Source organism: Cellulomonas sp. NEAU-ZC6 (assembly GCF_056844425.1).
The window spans coordinates 700,709-718,517 of the sequence record NZ_JBXFYH010000001.1 but is presented as its reverse complement, the minus strand read 5'-3'; the positions used below and the strand labels follow the sequence as shown (position 1 = coordinate 718,517).

The following is a 17,809-nucleotide window of genomic DNA, read 5'->3' as shown; positions in this document are numbered from 1 at the left end:
TACTGTGAAGGTGACAGCGCTCGCGACGCGGGCGACCCGGGGAAGGGACTGAGGGTGGCGCTATTCCGGCGTGGTGCGAAGGACCGCACCGCCGAGGACCAGACCGCTGGCGGCGTCGACGCTCCCGAGGAGCCCGCGCCCGCCGAGGACGCGCCGGCCGCGGCGGCACCCGTGCCGTCGGCCCCGTCCGGCGGCCCCGCCGACCGCTCGAGCGGCCCCTGGGACTCCACGGAGCAGGTCCCGCCCGGTCCGCGCGTGGACCTCGGGGCGCTGCGGCTGCCCGGCGTGCACGGCATGGAGCTGCGGATGGAGATCGACAAGAAGTCGGGCACCGTCACGGCCGTGGGCGTCACGCTGGACGGGTCGACGCTGCAGATGCAGGCGTTCGCCGCCCCGCGCACCGACGGCATCTGGGACGAGATCCGCGAGGAGATCGGCGAGTCCGTGAAGAAGCAGGGCGGGGCCGTCGACGACGTGCCCGGCCCGTTCGGCCGCGAGCTGCTCGCCCGGCTCCCGGTCCGCACCCCCGAGGGCCGCACCGGGCACCGCCCCGCGCGGTTCGTCGGCGTCGACGGCCCCCGCTGGTTCCTGCGCGGCGTCATCACCGGCCGTGCGGCGGTCGACGAGGAGGCCGGCGCGAAGCTCGAGGACCTGTTCCGCCGCACCGTCGTCGTGCGCGGCACCGAGGCCCGCGCGCCGCGCGACCTGCTCGCCCTGACGCTGCCCGGCCAGGCCGACGGCGTCACCCCCGGGCCGGCGCCCACCACGCCGGCCACCCCGACGTTCGACCCGCTGAAGCGCGGGCCGGAGATCACGGAGATCCGCTGACCATGTCCCCGGTGTCGCTGCGCGAGAGCCTGCGCAAGGCCGTCGCCTCCCAGGACGAGATCGAGGCCGACGAGGAGCGCGAGGACGCGGTCCGCGCGACCGGCTGCACGGCCGTCGCGCAGACCTCCGACCGCCGCCGCGTGAAGGTGTCCGGCGTGATCCGCTCCGTCGTGCTCCGGCCGCGCCAGGGCGTGCCCGCCCTCGAGGCCGAGCTCTACGACGGCAGCGGCAACCTGGTGCTGGTCTGGCTGGGCCGGCGGGAGATCGCCGGCATCGAGCCCGGTCGCCGGCTCAAGGTCGAGGGCCTGGTCTGCACCCGCGAGGGCCGGCGCTCCATGTTCAACCCCCGCTACGAGCTGCGGTCCCGGCCCGGTGAGTGACCAGCCGGCGGGCGACCGGACGCCGGTGCCCCCGGTCGCCGCGCCCGAGGACGCGGTGCCCGCGCGCGGGGTGCGGGCGATCGAGGCGGAGCAGTTCTCGATCGCCGACTCGGTCGGCGGCGTGCGCGGCGCGATCGAGTCGGTCGCGCCCGGCCTGCTGTTCGTCGTGGTCTACGTGGCCGGCGGGCAGCAGCTGCGGCCCGCCCTGGTCGCGGCCGTCGCGGCCGCCCTCGTCGCCGTCGTCGCGCGGCTCGTGCAGCGCAGCCCGCTCACCCAGGCGCTGTCGGGCGTGCTGGGCGTCGGCATCGGCGTCTTCTGGGCCTGGCGCACCGGCGACGCGAGCGACTACTTCGCGTGGGGCCTGCTGACCAACGTCGCGTACCTGCTGGCCTTCGTGGTCTCGGTGCTGGTGCGCTGGCCGCTGGTCGGCCTGGTGCTCGGCCTGTTCCGCGGCGACGGCCCGATGTCCGAGCACGGCTCGTGGGCCGGTGCCGTCGCCTGGCGGCGGGACCCGGCGCTGCTGCGCCGGTACGCCCTGGTCACCTGGCTCTGGGCCGGCATGTTCGCGCTGCGCCTGCTCGTGCAGGTGCCGCTGTACTACGCCGACCAGGTCGCCTGGCTCGGCACCGCGAAGCTGGTGATGGGCCTGCCGCTCACCGCGCTGGTGCTGTGGGCGAGCTGGATCCTGGTACGCGGCTCGACAGCAGCGCGGCCAGCTCCGACTCCGACGCCTCCCGGCCGGTGACGAACAGCAGCTCGTCGCGGCCCTCCAGCGTGTCGTCCGCCGACGGCTGGAACGGGCGGTCGTCCCGGACGATCGCGGCGAGCACGGTGTCGGCGGGCCACGCGATCTGACCGACCAGCGACCCGGCGAGCGGCGAGTCCTCGGGCAGCGTGAGCTCGAGGATGTCCGCGCCGGACTGGTGGAACGTGAAGATCCGGACCAGGTCGCCGACGGAGACGGCCTCCTCGATCATCGCCGTCATGATCCGCGGCGTGGAGACGGCGACGTCGACGCCCCACGCCTCGTCGAACATCCACTCGTTCTTCGGGTTGTTCACCCGGGCGACCGTGCGCGGCACGCCGTACTCGGTCTTGGCCAGCAGCGAGATGACCAGGTTGGCCTTGTCGTCGCCGGTGGCGGCCACGACGACGTCGCACTCGTCGGTGCGCGCCTGGGTCAGCGTGGGCAGCTCGCACGCATCGGCGAGCAGCCAGTCGGCGTCGGCGACCTGGGCCACGCGCATGGCGGACGGCTGCCGGTCGATCAGCGTGATCTCGTGCCCGTTGGCCAGCAGCTCGCGCGCGATGGACCGGCCGACCGACCCGGCGCCGGCGATGACGACCCTCATGCCCGGACCTCCGGTGCGGCGGTGACGATGCGCTCCACGGTGGCCGACTCCTCGGTCCGCAGCAGCAGGTGCACGATGTCGTTCTCCTGCAGGACGGTGCCGGCGTCGGGCAGGAACCCGTCGCCGTAGCGGGTGAGGTAGGCGACGCGGGCGCCGGCGGCCTCCTCCAGCTGGCGCAGCGGCTTGCCGACCCAGCCCTCGTGCACGTCGACCTCGGACAGGCTGATCTGCCCCGAGGCGTCGGTGAACTCGCTGGTGGCGCCCATGGGCAGCAGCCGGCGCAGCACCTGGTCGGCGGTCCAGCGCACGGTGGCGACCGTCGGGATGCCGAGCCGCTGGTAGATCTCCGCGCGGTGCGGGTCGTAGATCCGCGCCACGACGTTCTCCACCCCGAACGTCTCGCGGACCACGCGGGCCGCCAGGATGTTCGAGTTGTCGCCGTCCGAGACCGCCGCGAACCCGAAGGCGTCGTCGACCCCCGCCTGGCGCAGGGTGTCCCGGTCGAAGCCGAGGCCGGTCACCTTGCTGCCCTGGTACGCCGGGTCGAGCCGGCGGAAGGAGTCGGGGTTCTGGTCGATCACCGCGACGGAGTGCCCGTGGGCCTCCAGCGACTGCGCGAGCGTGGCTCCGGCGCGGCCGCAACCCATGATGACGAAGTGCACAACGCGGAACGCTATACCCGCAGGGCGGCGTTGCGCTGATCCGTCGCCCTGCGCCTAGCATGGTCACTCGTGCCGGACCTCGCGGATGCCGCCAAACGCTTGCTGCTGGGCCGACCGGTCCGCAGCGAGAACCTGGGGCACACCCTCCTCCCCAAGCGCATCGCGCTCCCGATCTTCGCCTCCGACGCGCTGTCGTCCGTCGCGTACGCCCCCGACGAGGTGCTGCTGACCCTCGCGCTGGCGGGCGTGGGCGCGACGATGATCTCGCCGTGGGTCGGCCTGGCGGTCGTGGTGGTGATGGCGACCGTCATCGCGTCCTACCGGCAGAACGTGCACGCCTACCCCTCCGGCGGCGGCGACTACGAGGTCGCGACGGTCAACCTCGGCCCGCGGGCCGGCGTCACCGTGGCCAGCGCGCTGCTGGTGGACTACGTGCTCACGGTGGCCGTGTCGGTGTCCTCGGGCGCGCAGTACGCGGCGTCCGCGCTGCCGGTGCTGCGCGGGCACGAGACGGCGTTCGCCGTGACGGTGGTCGTGCTGCTGACCCTGGCCAACCTGCGCGGCGTCCGGGAGTCGGGCCGCGCCTTCGCGGTGCCGGTGTACCTGTTCATGATCGCCGTCGGGTCCGTGGCGGTCGTCGGCTTCGTGCAGTACCTGATGGGCGACCTGCAGCAGGCGGCCACCCACGACCTGACGATCGTCCCCGCCGAGGGGCTCGAGCAGGGCCTGACCGGCGCCGCCGGGGCGTTCCTGGTGCTGCGGGCGTTCGCGTCCGGGTCCGCCGCGCTGACGGGCGTCGAGGCGATCAGCAACGGCGTGCCCTCGTTCAAGAAGCCGAAGTCGCGCAACGCGGCCACCACGCTGCTGCTGCTCGGCACGCTGTCGGTGTTCCTCATCATGTCGATCCTCACGCTGGCGAACCTCACGGGCGTCCACTACGTCGAGGACCCGGCGACGCAGCTGCTGCGGGACGGCGTGCCCGTGGGCGAGGACTACGTGCAGGACCCGGTCATCGGCCAGCTCGCGCAGACGATCTTCGCCGCGTTCCCGCCCGCCTTCTACGCCGTCTCGATCGTCACCGGCCTGATCCTGGTGCTCGCCGCCAACACGGCGTTCAACGGCTTCCCGGTCCTCGGCTCGATCCTGGCCAAGGACGGCTACCTGCCGCGCCAGCTGCACACCCGCGGCGACCGGCTGGCGTTCTCCAACGGCATCATCGCGCTGGCCGCCGGGGCGATCGCCCTGATCATCGCCTTCGACGCGCAGGTCACCCGGCTGATCCAGCTCTACATCGTGGGCGTGTTCGTGTCGTTCACGCTGTCCCAGCTGGGGATGATCCGGCACTGGACCCGTGAGCTGCGCACCCAGCCGGACCCCGCGCGCCGCAGCCAGATGCTCCGCTCGCGCGTGATCAACGCCATCGGGTTCGGCATGACCGCGACGGTCCTGGTCATCGTGCTGATCACCAAGTTCATGCTCGGCGCGTGGATCGCCATCCTCGCGATGATCGTGGTGTTCATCGGGATGCAGGGCATCCGCCGGCACTACGACACCGTGGCGGGCGAGCTCGCGCTCGGGGACGACGTGACGTCGTCGCGCGCGCTGCCGAGCCGCGTGCACGCGATCGTGCTGGTGTCGCACCTGCACCGGCCGACGATGCGGGCCGTGGCCTACGCCCGGGCGTCGCGGCCGCAGGTGCTCGAGGCCGTCACGGTCGGCGTCGACCCCGAGGAGGCGCAGCGGCTGCGCGACCAGTGGGAGAAGATGGACCTGCCGGTGCCGCTGCGGATCCTGGACTCGCCCTTCCGCGAGATCACCCGCCCGATCATCGCCTACGTCCGCTCGATCCGGCGGGAGAGCCCGCGGGACCTGGTGGTCGTCTACATCCCCGAGTACGTGGTGGGGCACTGGTGGGAGCAGCTGCTCCACAACCAGAGCGCGCTGCGGCTCAAGGGCCGGCTGCTGTTCACCCCGGGCGTCGTCGTGGCGTCGGTCCCGTGGCAGCTGGCCTCGACGGAAGGACAGACCGGTATGGAAGAGCACGTGCGCAGGACGACGTCCCGTGGCCTCTGAGGCGCGGGCGACCCGGCCGGCCCAGCCGTCGCCCGGCGACGTCGCCGAGCTCGAGATCGGCCCGGTCGCCCACGGCGGGCACTGCGTGGCGCGGTGGCGCGAGCCGGGCGCCGAGGGCGCTGACGGTCCCGGGCGCGTCGTGTTCGTGCGGCACGCGCTGCCCGGCGAGCGCGTCCGCGCCCGGTTCACCGACGCCGGGTCGAAGGCGAAGTTCTGGCGGGCCGACGCGGTCGAGGTCCTGCAGGCCTCGCCGGACCGCGTGGAGTCCGCGTGGCCCGAGGCGGGCCCGGGCGGGGTGGGCGGCGGCGAGCTCGCCCACGTCCGCCTCGACGCCCAGCGCGCCTGGAAGTCCGCGGTGCTCGCCGAGCAGCTGCGGCGGCTCGCGAGGATCGAGCGGGACGTGCCCGTGCACGCGCTGCCCGGCGACGACGAGCGCGGCGGCCTCGGCTGGCGCACCCGCGTCGGCTTCCTGGCCGACCGCGACGGCCGCGCCGGCATGCGCCGGTTCCGGTCGCACGACGTCGTGCCGGTCGACCGGATGCCGCTGATGAGCGAGGCGCTGGCGGAGCTCGACCTGCTCGGGCGCCGCTGGGACCGCGGCGTGCGGATCGAGGCGGTCGCGCCCGCCGACGGCGACACCCCGCTGGTGCTGGTGGACGACCTGCCGTTCGACCTGCGCCGCGGCAAGGTGGACCACCGGCCGAACGCGCGGAACGCCGTGCGCGAGCGCGTGCAGGTGGGGGACCGGTCGTGGACCTACCGCGTGGCCGCCGCCGGGTTCTGGCAGGTGCACCGGGAGGCGCCCGCCGCGCTGACCGGCGCCGTGCTGGCCGCGCTCGGCGACGTCGACGGCGGCCGCGTGGTCGACCTCTACTCCGGGGCGGGCCTGTTCACGCTGCCGCTCGCGGACGCCGTGGGGGAGCAGGGCTCCGTCGTGGCGGTGGAGGGCGACGCGCGCGCCGTCAAGGACGCGCGGCGCAACCTGCACGACCGCCCGCAGGTGGCCCTGCACGCCGGGGACGTCGCCGCGCTGCTCGGCTCCGGGGCCGTGGGCGCCGGCGCCGACGCCGTCGTCCTCGACCCGCCGCGGGTCGGCGCCGGCCGGGACGTCGTGCGGGCCGTCGCCGGGCTGGCCCCGCAGCGCGTCGTGTACGTCGCGTGCGACCCGGCGGCGCTCGCGCGGGACGTCGCGTACCTGGCCGAGGAGGGCTACGACCTGACCGCGGTCACCGGCTACGACCTGTTCCCGATGACGCACCACGTCGAGGCCGTGGCGGTGCTCGAGCGCTCGGGACCGGCCCCGGCGTGACGACGGCGGCGGGCCACGACGCGTACATCGCGGCGGCGCCCGAGCGGTTCCGGCCCGCGCTGACGGCGCTGCGCGCGCTGCTCGCCCGGACCCTGCCGGAGGCGGAGGAGATCGTCGCCTACGACATGCCGGGGTTCCGGGTCGACGGGGCGGTGGTCGCCAGCTACGCGGCGTTCAGCCGGCAGTGCGGGCTGTACGTCCTGCCCGGGGCGATCGCCGCGCACGCGGAGGAGATCGCGGCGGCCGGCCTGAAGGCGACGAAGACCGGCATCACCTTCGCGCCCGGCAGGCCGGTCCCGGACGACCTCGTGGAGCGCCTGGCCCGCGCGTCCCGTGCGGAGGCCGGGGTCTGACGGCGAGGCCGCGCCGCGTCGCCCACCCTTTCTCGCTCCACCGACGGGTTTCGCGGGTGGCGACGCGAGAATCGGCGGGCGTCGCGGTCGGCGGGACGTCGCGCTCGCTTCCGGCACGCGCGCGTCCTAGCGTGAGGGGCGGGCGCCGCGGGCCCGCGGCGTCCGGGAACGGAAGGAGTCGACGATGACGTCCACGCACGAGGGCGACGGCCGCGAGAGCGCGGCGGAGGCGACGCGCCGGGTGGCCGAGGCCAGCCGCCGCGCGTCCGCCGAGCTGCACAAGCAGGGCACGCCCGACTACGACCTCCGCCAGCACCAGAAGGCGGTCGAGCGCGAGCGCCGTGCCGCCGACGCCGCCGGGTCCGCCGACCGGCCGTAGCCCGGCGGAGCCGTCCCCGCCGCGGCCTGGGCGGCGACGTCGGCGCGTCCGCGCGCGCGTCGCCGCCGGGGCCGCGTCGGGGTAGGATGTATCTTGACGTCAAGATACTTGTTCAGGTGGCCGACCCCCAGCCCGGCCGCACTCGCCCAACGAAGGAGCCCACCTGTGAGCACCGTCGACAGCTTCGGGTCGAAGTCCCGGCTGCAGGTCGCCGACGACACCTACGAGATCTTCCGGCTCGACGCCGTCCCCGGCACCGAGAAGCTGCCCTACAGCCTCAAGGTCCTCGCCGAGAACCTGCTGCGGACCGAGGACGGCGCCAACATCACGGCCGACCACGTCCGCGCGCTCGCCGAGTGGGACCCGGCCGCGGAGCCGGACACCGAGATCCAGTTCACGCCGGCCCGCGTGATCATGCAGGACTTCACCGGCGTGCCCTGCGTCGTCGACCTGGCCACCATGCGTGAGGCCGTCGCCGAGCTCGGCGGCGACCCGGCCCGGATCAACCCGCTGGCCCCCGCCGAGCTGGTCATCGACCACTCGGTGCAGATCGACGTGGCCGGCCGCCGCGACGCCTTCGAGCGCAACGTCGAGCTCGAGTACCAGCGCAACCACGAGCGCTACCAGTTCCTGCGCTGGGGCCAGACGGCGTTCGACGACTTCAAGGTCGTCCCGCCCGGCACCGGCATCGTGCACCAGGTCAACATCGAGTACCTCGCGCGCGGCGTCATGACCCGTGAGGTCGACGGCGTGCTGCGGGCGTACCCCGACACCTGCGTCGGCACCGACTCGCACACCACGATGGTCAACGGCCTGGGCGTGCTCGGCTGGGGCGTCGGCGGCATCGAGGCCGAGGCCGCCATGCTCGGCCAGCCCGTGTCGATGCTCATCCCGCGCGTCGTCGGCTTCAAGCTCACCGGGCAGATCCCGTCCGGCGTCACCGCGACCGACGTCGTGCTGACCATCACCGAGCAGCTGCGCGCGCACGGCGTGGTCGGCAAGTTCGTCGAGTTCTACGGCGACGGCGTCGCGGCGGTGCCGCTGGCCAACCGCGCGACCATCGGCAACATGAGCCCGGAGTTCGGCTCCACCTGCGCCATCTTCCCGATCGACCAGGTGACGATCGACTACCTGCGCCTGACCGGCCGCTCCGAGCAGCAGCTCGCCCTCGTCGAGGCGTACGCCAAGGAGCAGGGCATGTGGCTGGACCCGGCCGCGGGCGTCGCGGACGCGGTCTACTCCGAGTACCTCGAGCTGGACCTGTCCACCGTGGTGCCGTCCATCGCCGGCCCGAAGCGCCCGCAGGACCGCATCGAGCTCACGGCCGCCAAGGAGTCGTTCGCCACGTCGATCCTCGACTACGTCGACGCCGACGAGGCCGCGCCGTTCACGGGTGCCGCCCGCGAGTTCACCGGCCTGGACGAGTCGGTCGACGAGACGTTCCCGGCCTCCGACCCGATCGCCGCCGGCGAGCACACCGACAGCAGCGACGCCCCGGCGCACGTGGCCGGCGGGGACAGCGCGCGGCGCCCGCACAAGCGGGTCCCGGTCACGCTGGCCGACGGCACGCAGACCGAGCTCGACCACGGCGCCGTCGTGATCGCCTCGATCACCTCGTGCACCAACACCTCGAACCCGTCGGTGATGCTGGCCGCCGCGCTCCTGGCCCGCAAGGCCGTCGAGCGCGGGCTCTCGGCCAAGCCGTGGGTCAAGACGTCGATGGCGCCGGGCTCCCAGGTCGTCACGAACTACTACGAGAAGGCCGGGCTCTGGCCGTACCTGGAGAAGCTCGGCTTCCACCTGGTCGGCTACGGCTGCGCCACCTGCATCGGCAACTCGGGCCCGCTGCCCGAGGAGGTCTCGGCGGTCGTCAACGAGCACGACCTGTCCGTCGTCTCGGTGCTGTCCGGCAACCGGAACTTCGAGGGCCGGATCAACCCCGACGTCAAGATGAACTACCTGGCCTCGCCGCCGCTGGTCATCGCGTACGCGCTCGCCGGGACGATGGACTTCGACTTCGAGAACCAGCCCCTCGGGCAGGACGAGTCCGGTGCGGACGTGTTCCTGGCCGACATCTGGCCGGCGCCCGAGGAGGTCCAGGCGACCATCGACGCGTCGATCGACCGGCAGATGTTCGAGGCCGACTACGCCGACGTGTTCGCCGGGGACGACCGGTGGCGCGCGCTGCAGACGCCCGAGGGCGACACGTTCGCCTGGGACACCGAGTCGACCTACGTGCGCAAGCCCCCGTACTTCGAGGGCATGGGCGCCGAGCCGTCCCCGGTCGTCGACGTCACGGGCGCCCGCGTCCTCGCCAAGCTGGGTGACTCGGTGACCACCGACCACATCAGCCCGGCGGGCTCGATCAAGGCGGACAGCCCGGCCGGCCAGTACCTGGCCGAGCACGGCGTGGAGCGCCGCGACTTCAACTCCTACGGCTCGCGCCGCGGGAACCACGAGGTCATGATCCGCGGCACGTTCGCCAACATCCGGCTGCGCAACCAGCTGGTGCCCGGCGTCGAGGGCGGCTTCACGGTCAACCACCTGACCGGCGAGCAGACCTCGATCTACGACGCGGCCCAGGCCTACGCCGCGGCCGACGTGCCCCTGGTCATCCTGGGTGGCAAGGAGTACGGCTCCGGGTCGTCCCGCGACTGGGCCGCCAAGGGCACGGCGCTGCTCGGCGTCAAGGCCGTCATCACCGAGTCGTTCGAGCGGATCCACCGGTCCAACCTGATCGGCATGGGCGTGCTGCCGCTGCAGTTCCCCGCCGGGGAGTCGGCCGACTCGCTCGGGCTGGACGGCACGGAGACCTTCGACATCGCGGGCGTCACCGCGCTGAACGAGGGCAGCACCCCGCGGACCGTGCACGTCACGGCCACCAAGGGCGACGGCTCGGTCGTGGAGTTCGACGCGGTCGTCCGCATCGACACCCCGGGCGAGGCGGACTACTACCGCAACGGCGGCATCCTGCAGTACGTGCTGCGCTCGCTCGTCGCGGCCTGACGCACCCGGCTCGACCACCGCACCCCCGGACCGCACGGTCCGGGGGTGCGGTGCGTCCGCCGGCGCCGTATTGGCGGTGCGCCGGCCGCGTGCCGGGCGCTACCGTCACCGCCGTGATCGACCTCGCCGCCCTCGCCCCCGTCCCGACCCTCGTCACGCCGCGCCTGCGGCTGGTCCCGCTCGGCCCCGAGCACCTCGACCCCACCTGGGAGGCGCTGCAGGACGCCGAGCACATGCGGCTCACGGGCACCCGGGCGGCCTTCACCCGCGAGCAGGTGCTCGCCCACCTGGAGCGGGTGGTCCTCGACGACGAGCGCGGCGACTGGGCGATCACGCACGCCGACGACGGCCGCTACCTCGGCGAGGTCGTGCTGAACGACCTGGAGGCCGACGACCGGGCGATGAACGTCCGGATCGCGCTGGCGCCGGGGGAGCCGGGCCGCGGGTACGGGACGGAGGCGATGACCGCCGTGCTGGACCACGCCTTCGACGCGGTCGGGCTGCACCGGGTCGGCCTGGACGTGTTCGCGTTCAACCCGCGGGCGCAGCGGTCCTACGAGAAGGCCGGCTTCGTCCTCGAGGGGCGCCAGCGGGACACGCTGCTCTGGGACGGGGAGTGGACCGACTCGGTGCTGATGGGCGTGCTGGCGACCGACCCGCGGCCGACGCTGCGCGGCTGAGCGCTCAGTCGCGCGGGTTCCGGCCCCGCGCGTCCCAGGCGTCCCGCACGATCCGCTCGAGCACGGGCAGGTCCACCCGGTCCAGGTCCTTGAGGTAGAGGCAGCCCTGGCCGACCGTGTGCTCCCCGAGCTGCGCGAGGTCGTCCGCGTGCGCCTCGACCCCGTCCATGAGGTACACGGTCAGCGCCGCCTTGCGCGGGGAGAAGCCGACCGGCGGCCAGTCGCCGGACCGGCCGCTCGCGTAGGTGTAGCGGACGGATCCGAACCCGACGATCGACGGCCCCCACATCACGGGTGGCTCGCCGGTGACGGCGGCCATCAGGTCGAGCACGCGCTCGGCGTCGCGCCGCCGGCGCGCGGGTGCGGCGGCCGCGACGAAGGCACGCGGGTCGGCGTCCGTGGGCAGGGTCTTCGGTGCGTCCGCCATGGTGCCCATGATGCCGGTCGTGGTCGCGCGGCTCAGGCCGCGAGCAGCTCCCGGACGGCGTGCGCGCCGATGCCGCCGATGACGGGGTCGTCGTCGCCGTGCACGACCATCGCCGACGCCATCACCAGGGCCCAGCCCGCGGCCCGCCGCCAGCGGCCGGTGTCGGCCCAGGTCCGGTCGGCGAGCGCGTCGCTGCGCGCCCGGAACGCGGCGCGCCCGGTGGCGTCGAACGTCAGCCACGCCGTCGCCAGGTCGCACGCGGGGTCGCCCGCGGTCACGTCGCCGAAGTCGAGCAGCGCAGCGAGCGTGCCGTCCCGGGTGACCAGGTTGGCCGGGTGCGGGTCGCCGTGCGCCCACACCGGCGGCCCGGGCCAGGCGGGTGCGGCGAGCGCGTCCTCCCACAGCACCTCGGCACGCGCCCGGGCGTCCGGGACCAGGTGGTCCAGGTGCCCGGCCGCGAGCCGCTCCCGCAGGGCGGTGCTGCGCCCGGCCAGCGCGCCGCCGCGCACGGGGTTCACCGGGGCGCCCGCGGGGGCGCGGACGTGCAACGCGGCGAGCGCCTCGGCCAGGGCGGGCGCCCACGGGGTGCGCGCGGCGAGCGGCTCGTCGGCCGCGTGCCGGCCGGCGAACCACGGCACCACGCTCCACGCCCAGGGGTAGGTGGGGGCCGGCACCCCGGTCCGGACCGGCGCGGGGACCGGCACCGGGCAGAGGCGCGCCAGCAGCGGCAGCCACTGCTGCTCGTGCTCGACCAGCCGCGCCGCGACGGCGCGCCGGGGGAGCCGGACGGCGAGGTCGTCGCCGAGCCGGAACGTCGCGTTGTCCCAGCCGTGCGCGACCAGCCGCAGCGGCAGCCCGGCCAGGTCGGGGTGCTGCGCCGCGAGCAACCCGTGCACGAGGCCCGGGGTCAGCTCGACGTCGGCGGGCGGCTTGGCGGGCACGGCGGACGACCTCCGGGGACGGTGCGGCGGGAAGCGCCCGACGCTACACCCGTGCCCGGCGACGTCGGCGTCCTACCGGGTACGACCCTCACCGAGGGCGGGAGGCACCGGGGTCGCGCCGTCCGGCACCGCCACGGGGCGGGCACCCGGGACCAGCAGCGACTGCGCCAGCAGCGTCGAGCCCGCCACCGCGGCGGGCATCGTCGCGACGGCGCCGCCCGGCACCAGGAAGCAGAGCTGCGTCGCCACCCCGAACCCGAGCGCCCGCGCCCGGTGCCCGCGCAGCAGCGCGTTCCGCTCCCGCCTGCCGATCCCGCGCGCGACGAGCGCCCGGGACGACAGCTCGTGCGCCAGCACCCAGCCGGTCAGCAGCACGCCGACCACCCAGCCGAGCACGGACCCGACCAGCGGCACCAGGCCGACCAGACCGGCGACCGCCGCGGCGAGCAGGCCCCGGGTCACCAGCGCGAAGCCGTCGACGGCCCCGCGCCAGAACCCGGTCGACCCCTCGGGCACGGTCCCGGTGGACTCCTGCTCGACCGCGCGCCAGATCCGCTCGTAGAACGGCTCGCCGACGGTGAGCGTCAGCGCGGTGAAGGTCACGACGACCAGGACCACCGAGGCGACCAGCACCATCGCCTGCGCCGCGAACGCGGCGGTGCGCTCCCAGAACGGCGTCCAGTCGTCGGCGAACGGCGTGAGCCACTCGCCGATCGGGCCGAGGTTGAGCACCAGCGTGCCGATCGCGATCACGACCAGCAGGCCGACCAGGGCGGCGGGGATCAGCCCGCGCGCCATCGTGGCCGGCCGGCGGCGCCACATGCCCCAGCCGTGCCCGAGCAGCCGTGCGCCGTCGAGGAACTCCTGCATGGCGGCAGCCTAGGTCGCGGGCGTGGACTCGCGCGTGCGGACGGCCTCGGCGGACCGGTCGGCACCGGACCGGTCGGCACCGCGCTGGTCGGCACCGGGCTCCAGCCGGGGCTGCGGCACGACCGCGTCCACGACCATCGAGCCGTCGTGCGGCCCCTCGACCGGCACGGGCTCGGGCGTGGCCTCGACCTGGGACAGCGGGGCGATCGGCATCGTCGCGAGCTGCCGGTGCGCCCGCAGGTACGCGGGCACCAGCAGGACGACCGCGCCGAGCCACGCGAGCGGGTTGCCCCAGACGACGCCGACGTAGCCGAACGCCGCGCCGAGGGCGATCGCGGCACCGACGCGCATCACCAGCTCGACGACCCCGGTCAGCGTCGGGACGCCGGTGTGCCCCAGCCCCTGCAGCGCCCCGCGCAGCACGAACAGCACGCCGAGCGCCGTGTACAGCGCCCCGTTGATGTGCAGGAACTGCGTCGCGAGGTCGACGACGGTGTCCGAGCTGGTGCCGTGCCCGACGAACAGCCGGACCAGCGCCGAGCCCGACACCACGACGACCGCGCCGACGGCCACGGACCCGGCGACGGCGAGCCAGGTCGCCTGGACGACGCCCTGCCGGATGCGGTCCGGCCGCCCGCCGCCGAGGTTCTGCGCGACGAACATGGACACCGCGAGGCCGAGCGACTGCAGCAGGGCCACGGCCAGGCCGTCGACGCGGGACGCGGTGGTGTAGGCCGCCACGGCGTCGGGGCCGAGCTCGTTCAGGCGCACCTGCACGGCGAGCGTGCCGATCGCGATGATCGAGGCCTGGAAGCCCATGGGCAGACCCAGGCGCAGGTGCTCGGTCAGGTCGGCGCGCGAGACGCGCCAGTCCGCGCGCCGCACGTGCAGCACCGGGATCCGGCGGCGGACGTACTCCAGGCACAGCACCACGGACAGCGCCTGCGAGACGACCGTCGCGAGGGCGGCGCCGGCGACGCCCAGGCCCATGGGACCGACCATCACGACGACGAGCAGCACGTTCAGCGCGCAGGCGATGGTCAGGAACACCAGCGGCGTCCGGGAGTCGCCGATCGCCCGGATGATCGCGCCGAGGAAGTTGAAGAACATCACCGCGCTCGCGCCGAGGAAGCTCACCTGGGCGAACGTGGTGGCCTCGGCCATCAGCACGTCCGGCGTGCGCAGCAGCTCCAGCACCGGCCCGGCCAGCAGCGGCGCCCCGGCGGTGAGCACCACGCTGAACGCAGCGGTCAGCACGGTGCCGGCCGCCACGGAGCGGCGCACGGCGGCGTGGTCGCGCGCGCCGTACGCCTGCGCGGTCGGGATGGCGAAGCCGGACGTCATGCCCCAGGCGAACCCGAGCAGCAGGAACAGCAGGCTGCCGGTGGCGCCGACCGCGGCGAGCGAGTCGACACCGAGGTGCCGGCCGACGACCACGGCGTCGGCGAAGTGGTAGAGCTGCTGGACGACGTTGCCGACCAGCAGGGGGACGGCGAACAGCAGGATGACGCGCCAGGGACTGCCGGCGGTCAGGACCTTGGCCATGACGAGGATGCTCCGGGGCAGGGTGCGGGGGGAGGTGGGGGCCGAGCGGGGAGGGACGCCGACGATCGCGCCCTGCCGATCGTATCGTTACGACCCGGCCCGACCTGCAGGGTTTTCCCGGGTGATCCGCACCACTCAGACGGGCGCCGGCACCGTCCGGGACGCGTCCCAGGGCACCGCCCAGCCCAGCGCGTCGAGCAGCCGGTCCAGCACGTACGCCGTGAACCCCCAGACGAGCACGCCGTCCGCGTCGAACGCCGGCCCGCGGTACTCGTGCCCGGCGTGCGCGACCACGGCGGTCACCCGGTGCGCCGGGTCGACCAGGTCGGCGACGGGCACCCGGAACACGTCGACCGTCTCGGCCGGGTCCGCCGCCGCGACCGCGGACGGCCGGTCCCACCAGGCCAGGACGGGCGTGACCAGGTTGCGGCTGGCGGTGACCGGCAGCGGGGGCAGCGTGCCGAGCACCCGCACGCCGCCCGGGTCCAGCCCGGTCTCCTCCTGGGCCTCGCGCAGCGCCGCGCCCTCCGGACCGGCGTCCTGCGGGTCGATGCCGCCGCCCGGGAACGACACCTGCCCGGGGTGGTGCCGGAGGGTGGGCGAGCGCCGGGTCAGCAGCACGTCGAGGTCGGCGGCGACGGCGGGGTGGTCGGTGTGCGCCGCGGCGGCGTCCAGCGCCCCGAACAGCACCAGCACCGCCGACTGCCGCACCGGGCGGTCCGTGGGACCGAAGGCCCGCACCGGGTCCGGCGACCACACCGGCCGCGCGTCGCACAGCGCCAGCAGGTCGGCCAGCGCCGTGCCGGCCGGGGTGCTGCTCACGCGCGGTCCCGCACCGACCGGGCGAACGCGGCCAGCCCCAGGTCGGCGCCCGGCCGCAGCGCCGCGAGGTGCTGGCGCGACCCGAGCCGGATCGTGTCGACGTCGGCCTGCTCCAGGTCCGCCGTCATCTGCGGGGTGCCCAGCCACAGGTCGAGCACGCCGGCGTCGACCTCGAGGTGGAACTGCGTGCCGACGGCGCTGCCGGCCCGGAACGCCTGCACGGGGGTCACGTCGGTCGATGCGAGCAGCGTCGCCCCGGACGGCAGGTCCACGGCGTCGGAGTGCCAGTGCAGCACCGTCGGGCGCCGGCCGGCGCCCGCCAGCAGCGGGTCGTGCGCGACGACGTCCACCGGGGCGAACCCGATCTCCGTGCCGTGCCGCCGGTGCAGCGTGGCGCCGAGCGCGAGCGCGAGCAGCTGCATGCCGAGGCAGACGCCGAGCGTGGGCACCCCGGCGTCGACCGCCTCGGCCAGGAGCCGCCGCTCCGCCGCGAGCCCGGGGTGCCCGGCGTCGTCGTCCGCGTCCTGCGGTCCGCCCATCACGACCAGGCCCGCGAGGTCCTGGACGGCCGGCAGCCGGGGGCTGGCGTCGTCCAGGACCGTGCGGGTAGTGAGCGGCAGCCCGTCCAGCGCGCGGGCGATCAGCCCGGGCCCCTCGTGCGCGACGTGCGTGAGGACGAGGACGGGGCGCTGCGAGGTCACGGGCCGACGATAGCCGCTGGTCACCAGCCGTCGGGCAGCGGCCGGCCCTCGTCGTAGCCGGCGGCGGACTGCACGCCGACCGTCGCGCGGTCCGCGAACTCGGTCAGCGAGGTGGCGCCGACGTAGGTGCAGGACGAGCGGACGCCGGAGGTGATCCGGTCCAGCAGGTCCTCGACGCCGGGGCGCTGCGGGTCCAGGTACATCCGCGAGGACGAGATGCCCTCCTCGTAGAGCGCCTTGCGGGCCCGGTCGAACGCGGAGCCGCCGCGGGTGCGGGCGGCGACCGCGCGCGCCGACGCCATGCCGAACGACTCCTTGTAGAGCCGCCCGTCGCCGTCGGCGTGCAGGTCGCCGGGCGACTCGTGCGTGCCGGCGAACCAGGACCCGACCATCACCTGCGACGCGCCGGCCGCCAGGGCGAGCGCGACGTCGCGCGGGTGCCGCACGCCGCCGTCGGCCCACACGTGCTTGCCGAGCTCGCGCGCGGCCGCGGCGCACTCCAGCACCGCGGAGAACTGCGGGCGGCCGACCGCGGTCATCATGCGGGTGGTGCACATCGCGCCCGGGCCGACGCCGACCTTGACGATGTCCGCGCCCGCGGCGATCAGGTCGCGCGTGCCCTCGGCGGTGACCACGTTGCCGGCGACCACCGGGACCTGCGGGTCCAGCGCGCGCACGGCCTCCAGGGCATCCAGCATCTTGCGCTGGTGCCCGTGCGCCGTGTCGACCACGAGCACGTCCACCCCGGCGTCGAGCAGCGCCGCGGCCTTGCCCTTGACGTCGCCGTTCACGCCGACCGCCGCGGCGACCCGCAGCCGGCCCTGCGCGTCGACCGCCGGGGTGTAGACCGACGACCGCAGGGCACCGACCTGGGTCAGCACGCCGACCAGCCGCCCGTCGCGGACGACGGGGGAGAACTTGCGGCGCGACGCGTGCAGGCGCTCGAACGCCGCCTCCAGCCCGCGCACGCCGCCGGACTCGACCACCGACAGCTCCACCGTGGTGGGCTCCGGCGACATCACGTCGGCGATCTGGGTGAACCGGTCGACGCCCTCGCAGTCGGCGGGGGTGACGACGCCGACGGGGCGGTCGTCCACGACCACGACGGCCGCGCCGTGCGACCGCTTGCCGATCAGGGTCAGCGCGGTGTGCACGGTGTCCTGCGGGGACACCACGACGGCGCTCTCCACGACCGTGTGCTTGGCCTTGACGGACGCGACCACGTCGGCGACGACCTCGGTCGGCACGTCCTGCGGCAGCACCGCGATGCCGCCGCGGCGGGCGACGGTCTCGGCCATCCGGCGGCCGGCGACGGCCGTCATGTTGGCCACCACCACCGGGATGGTCGTGCCGGTGCCGTCGGGCGCGGACAGGTCCACGTCGAAGCGGGACGCGACCTCGGAACGCGACGGGACGAGGAAGACGTCGCCGTAGGTGAGGTCGGAGGTGGGCTCGTGCCCGGGCAGGAAGCGCATAGGTGT

General features: G+C 74.9%; 18 protein-coding genes. 9 read left to right on the top strand and 9 right to left on the bottom strand.

What is annotated here, in order from left to right; all coding sequences use genetic code 11:
• Positions 1 to 54: 54 nt before the first annotated feature.
• From AC1050_RS03380 to AC1050_RS03370, 3 genes are read left to right on the top strand one after another with little or no spacing between them, the layout of a single operon-like run.
• Positions 55 to 828, top strand: a complete 774-nt coding sequence (locus AC1050_RS03380; protein ID WP_482385964.1) for a DUF3710 domain-containing protein — start codon at positions 55 to 57, stop codon at positions 826 to 828.
• Positions 829 to 839: 11 nt separating this feature from the next.
• Positions 840 to 1,208 (top strand): OB-fold nucleic acid binding domain-containing protein, encoded by a 369-nt coding sequence (locus AC1050_RS03375; RefSeq protein WP_482385963.1) that lies wholly within the window; start codon positions 840 to 842, stop codon positions 1,206 to 1,208.
• Positions 1,201 to 1,953, top strand: a complete 753-nt coding sequence (locus AC1050_RS03370) for a DUF3159 domain-containing protein (protein WP_482385962.1) — start codon at positions 1,201 to 1,203, stop codon at positions 1,951 to 1,953. The genes AC1050_RS03375 and AC1050_RS03370 overlap by 8 nt, the downstream gene beginning before the upstream one ends.
• On the opposite strand, the gene AC1050_RS03365 is transcribed toward AC1050_RS03370, so the two are convergent.
• Positions 1,862 to 2,560, bottom strand: a complete 699-nt coding sequence (locus AC1050_RS03365) for a potassium channel family protein (protein ID WP_482385961.1) — start codon at positions 2,558 to 2,560, stop codon at positions 1,862 to 1,864. The genes AC1050_RS03370 and AC1050_RS03365 overlap by 92 nt on opposite strands.
• Entirely contained in the window at positions 2,557 to 3,207 is a 651-nt protein-coding gene (locus tag AC1050_RS03360; RefSeq protein WP_482387231.1) for a potassium channel family protein, read from the bottom strand. Before AC1050_RS03360 ends, AC1050_RS03365 begins: the two co-directional genes overlap by 4 nt.
• A gap of 84 nt (positions 3,208 to 3,291) precedes the next feature.
• Between AC1050_RS03360 and AC1050_RS03355 the strand changes: the two genes are divergently transcribed.
• The 6 genes from AC1050_RS03355 to AC1050_RS03330 all read left to right on the top strand — a co-directional run bounded on the left by AC1050_RS03355 (position 3,292) and on the right by AC1050_RS03330 (position 11,022).
• Positions 3,292 to 5,295, top strand: coding sequence for an APC family permease (locus AC1050_RS03355; protein ID WP_482385960.1), 2,004 nt, complete (start codon positions 3,292 to 3,294; stop codon positions 5,293 to 5,295).
• The gene (locus AC1050_RS03350; RefSeq protein ID WP_482385959.1) at positions 5,285 to 6,604 is read left to right on the top strand and encodes a class I SAM-dependent RNA methyltransferase; all 1,320 of its coding nucleotides are present in this window, start codon (positions 5,285 to 5,287) and stop codon (positions 6,602 to 6,604) included. The genes AC1050_RS03355 and AC1050_RS03350 overlap by 11 nt, the downstream gene beginning before the upstream one ends.
• On the top strand, positions 6,601 to 6,957 hold the full coding sequence (locus AC1050_RS03345; RefSeq protein ID WP_482385958.1) for an iron chaperone: 357 nt from the start codon (positions 6,601 to 6,603) through the stop codon (positions 6,955 to 6,957). Before AC1050_RS03350 ends, AC1050_RS03345 begins: the two co-directional genes overlap by 4 nt.
• Before the next feature lie 184 nt (positions 6,958 to 7,141).
• On the top strand, positions 7,142 to 7,336 hold the full coding sequence (locus AC1050_RS03340) for a translation initiation factor 2 (protein ID WP_482385957.1): 195 nt from the start codon (positions 7,142 to 7,144) through the stop codon (positions 7,334 to 7,336).
• A 165-nt stretch (positions 7,337 to 7,501) separates the two neighbouring features.
• Entirely contained in the window at positions 7,502 to 10,342 is a 2,841-nt protein-coding gene (locus AC1050_RS03335) for an aconitate hydratase (protein WP_482385956.1), read from the top strand.
• 113 nt (positions 10,343 to 10,455) lie between these two features.
• Positions 10,456 to 11,022: a GNAT family N-acetyltransferase gene (locus tag AC1050_RS03330; protein ID WP_482385955.1), complete on the top strand. Its 567-nt coding sequence runs from the start codon at positions 10,456 to 10,458 to the stop codon at positions 11,020 to 11,022.
• Positions 11,023 to 11,026: 4 nt separating this feature from the next.
• Here AC1050_RS03330 and AC1050_RS03325 read toward each other — a convergent pair whose 3' ends face one another.
• The 7 genes from AC1050_RS03325 to AC1050_RS03295 form a co-directional block, all read right to left on the bottom strand.
• A complete protein-coding gene (locus AC1050_RS03325; RefSeq protein WP_482385954.1) occupies positions 11,027 to 11,449 on the bottom strand; it encodes a DUF1801 domain-containing protein in 423 nt (140 codons plus the stop codon).
• Positions 11,450 to 11,481: 32 nt separating this feature from the next.
• Positions 11,482 to 12,390 (bottom strand): aminoglycoside phosphotransferase family protein, encoded by a 909-nt coding sequence (locus tag AC1050_RS03320; protein ID WP_482385953.1) that lies wholly within the window; start codon positions 12,388 to 12,390, stop codon positions 11,482 to 11,484.
• Between the two features lie 72 nt (positions 12,391 to 12,462).
• Positions 12,463 to 13,260 carry an EI24 domain-containing protein gene (locus AC1050_RS03315; protein ID WP_482385952.1) on the bottom strand — a complete coding sequence of 266 codons (798 nt, stop codon included), beginning with the start codon at positions 13,258 to 13,260 and terminating at the stop codon, positions 12,463 to 12,465.
• Positions 13,261 to 13,269: 9 nt separating this feature from the next.
• Positions 13,270 to 14,805 (bottom strand): MATE family efflux transporter, encoded by a 1,536-nt coding sequence (locus AC1050_RS03310; protein ID WP_482385951.1) that lies wholly within the window; start codon positions 14,803 to 14,805, stop codon positions 13,270 to 13,272.
• A 135-nt stretch (positions 14,806 to 14,940) separates the two neighbouring features.
• Positions 14,941 to 15,627: an NUDIX hydrolase gene (locus AC1050_RS03305; protein ID WP_482385950.1), complete on the bottom strand. Its 687-nt coding sequence runs from the start codon at positions 15,625 to 15,627 to the stop codon at positions 14,941 to 14,943.
• Positions 15,624 to 16,328: a type 1 glutamine amidotransferase gene (locus AC1050_RS03300; RefSeq protein WP_482385949.1), complete on the bottom strand. Its 705-nt coding sequence runs from the start codon at positions 16,326 to 16,328 to the stop codon at positions 15,624 to 15,626. Before AC1050_RS03300 ends, AC1050_RS03305 begins: the two co-directional genes overlap by 4 nt.
• 20 nt (positions 16,329 to 16,348) lie before the next feature.
• Complete coding sequence (locus tag AC1050_RS03295; protein WP_482385948.1) at positions 16,349 to 17,803, bottom strand: GuaB1 family IMP dehydrogenase-related protein; 1,455 nt, start codon at positions 17,801 to 17,803, stop codon at positions 16,349 to 16,351.
• Positions 17,804 to 17,809 lie beyond the last annotated feature (6 nt).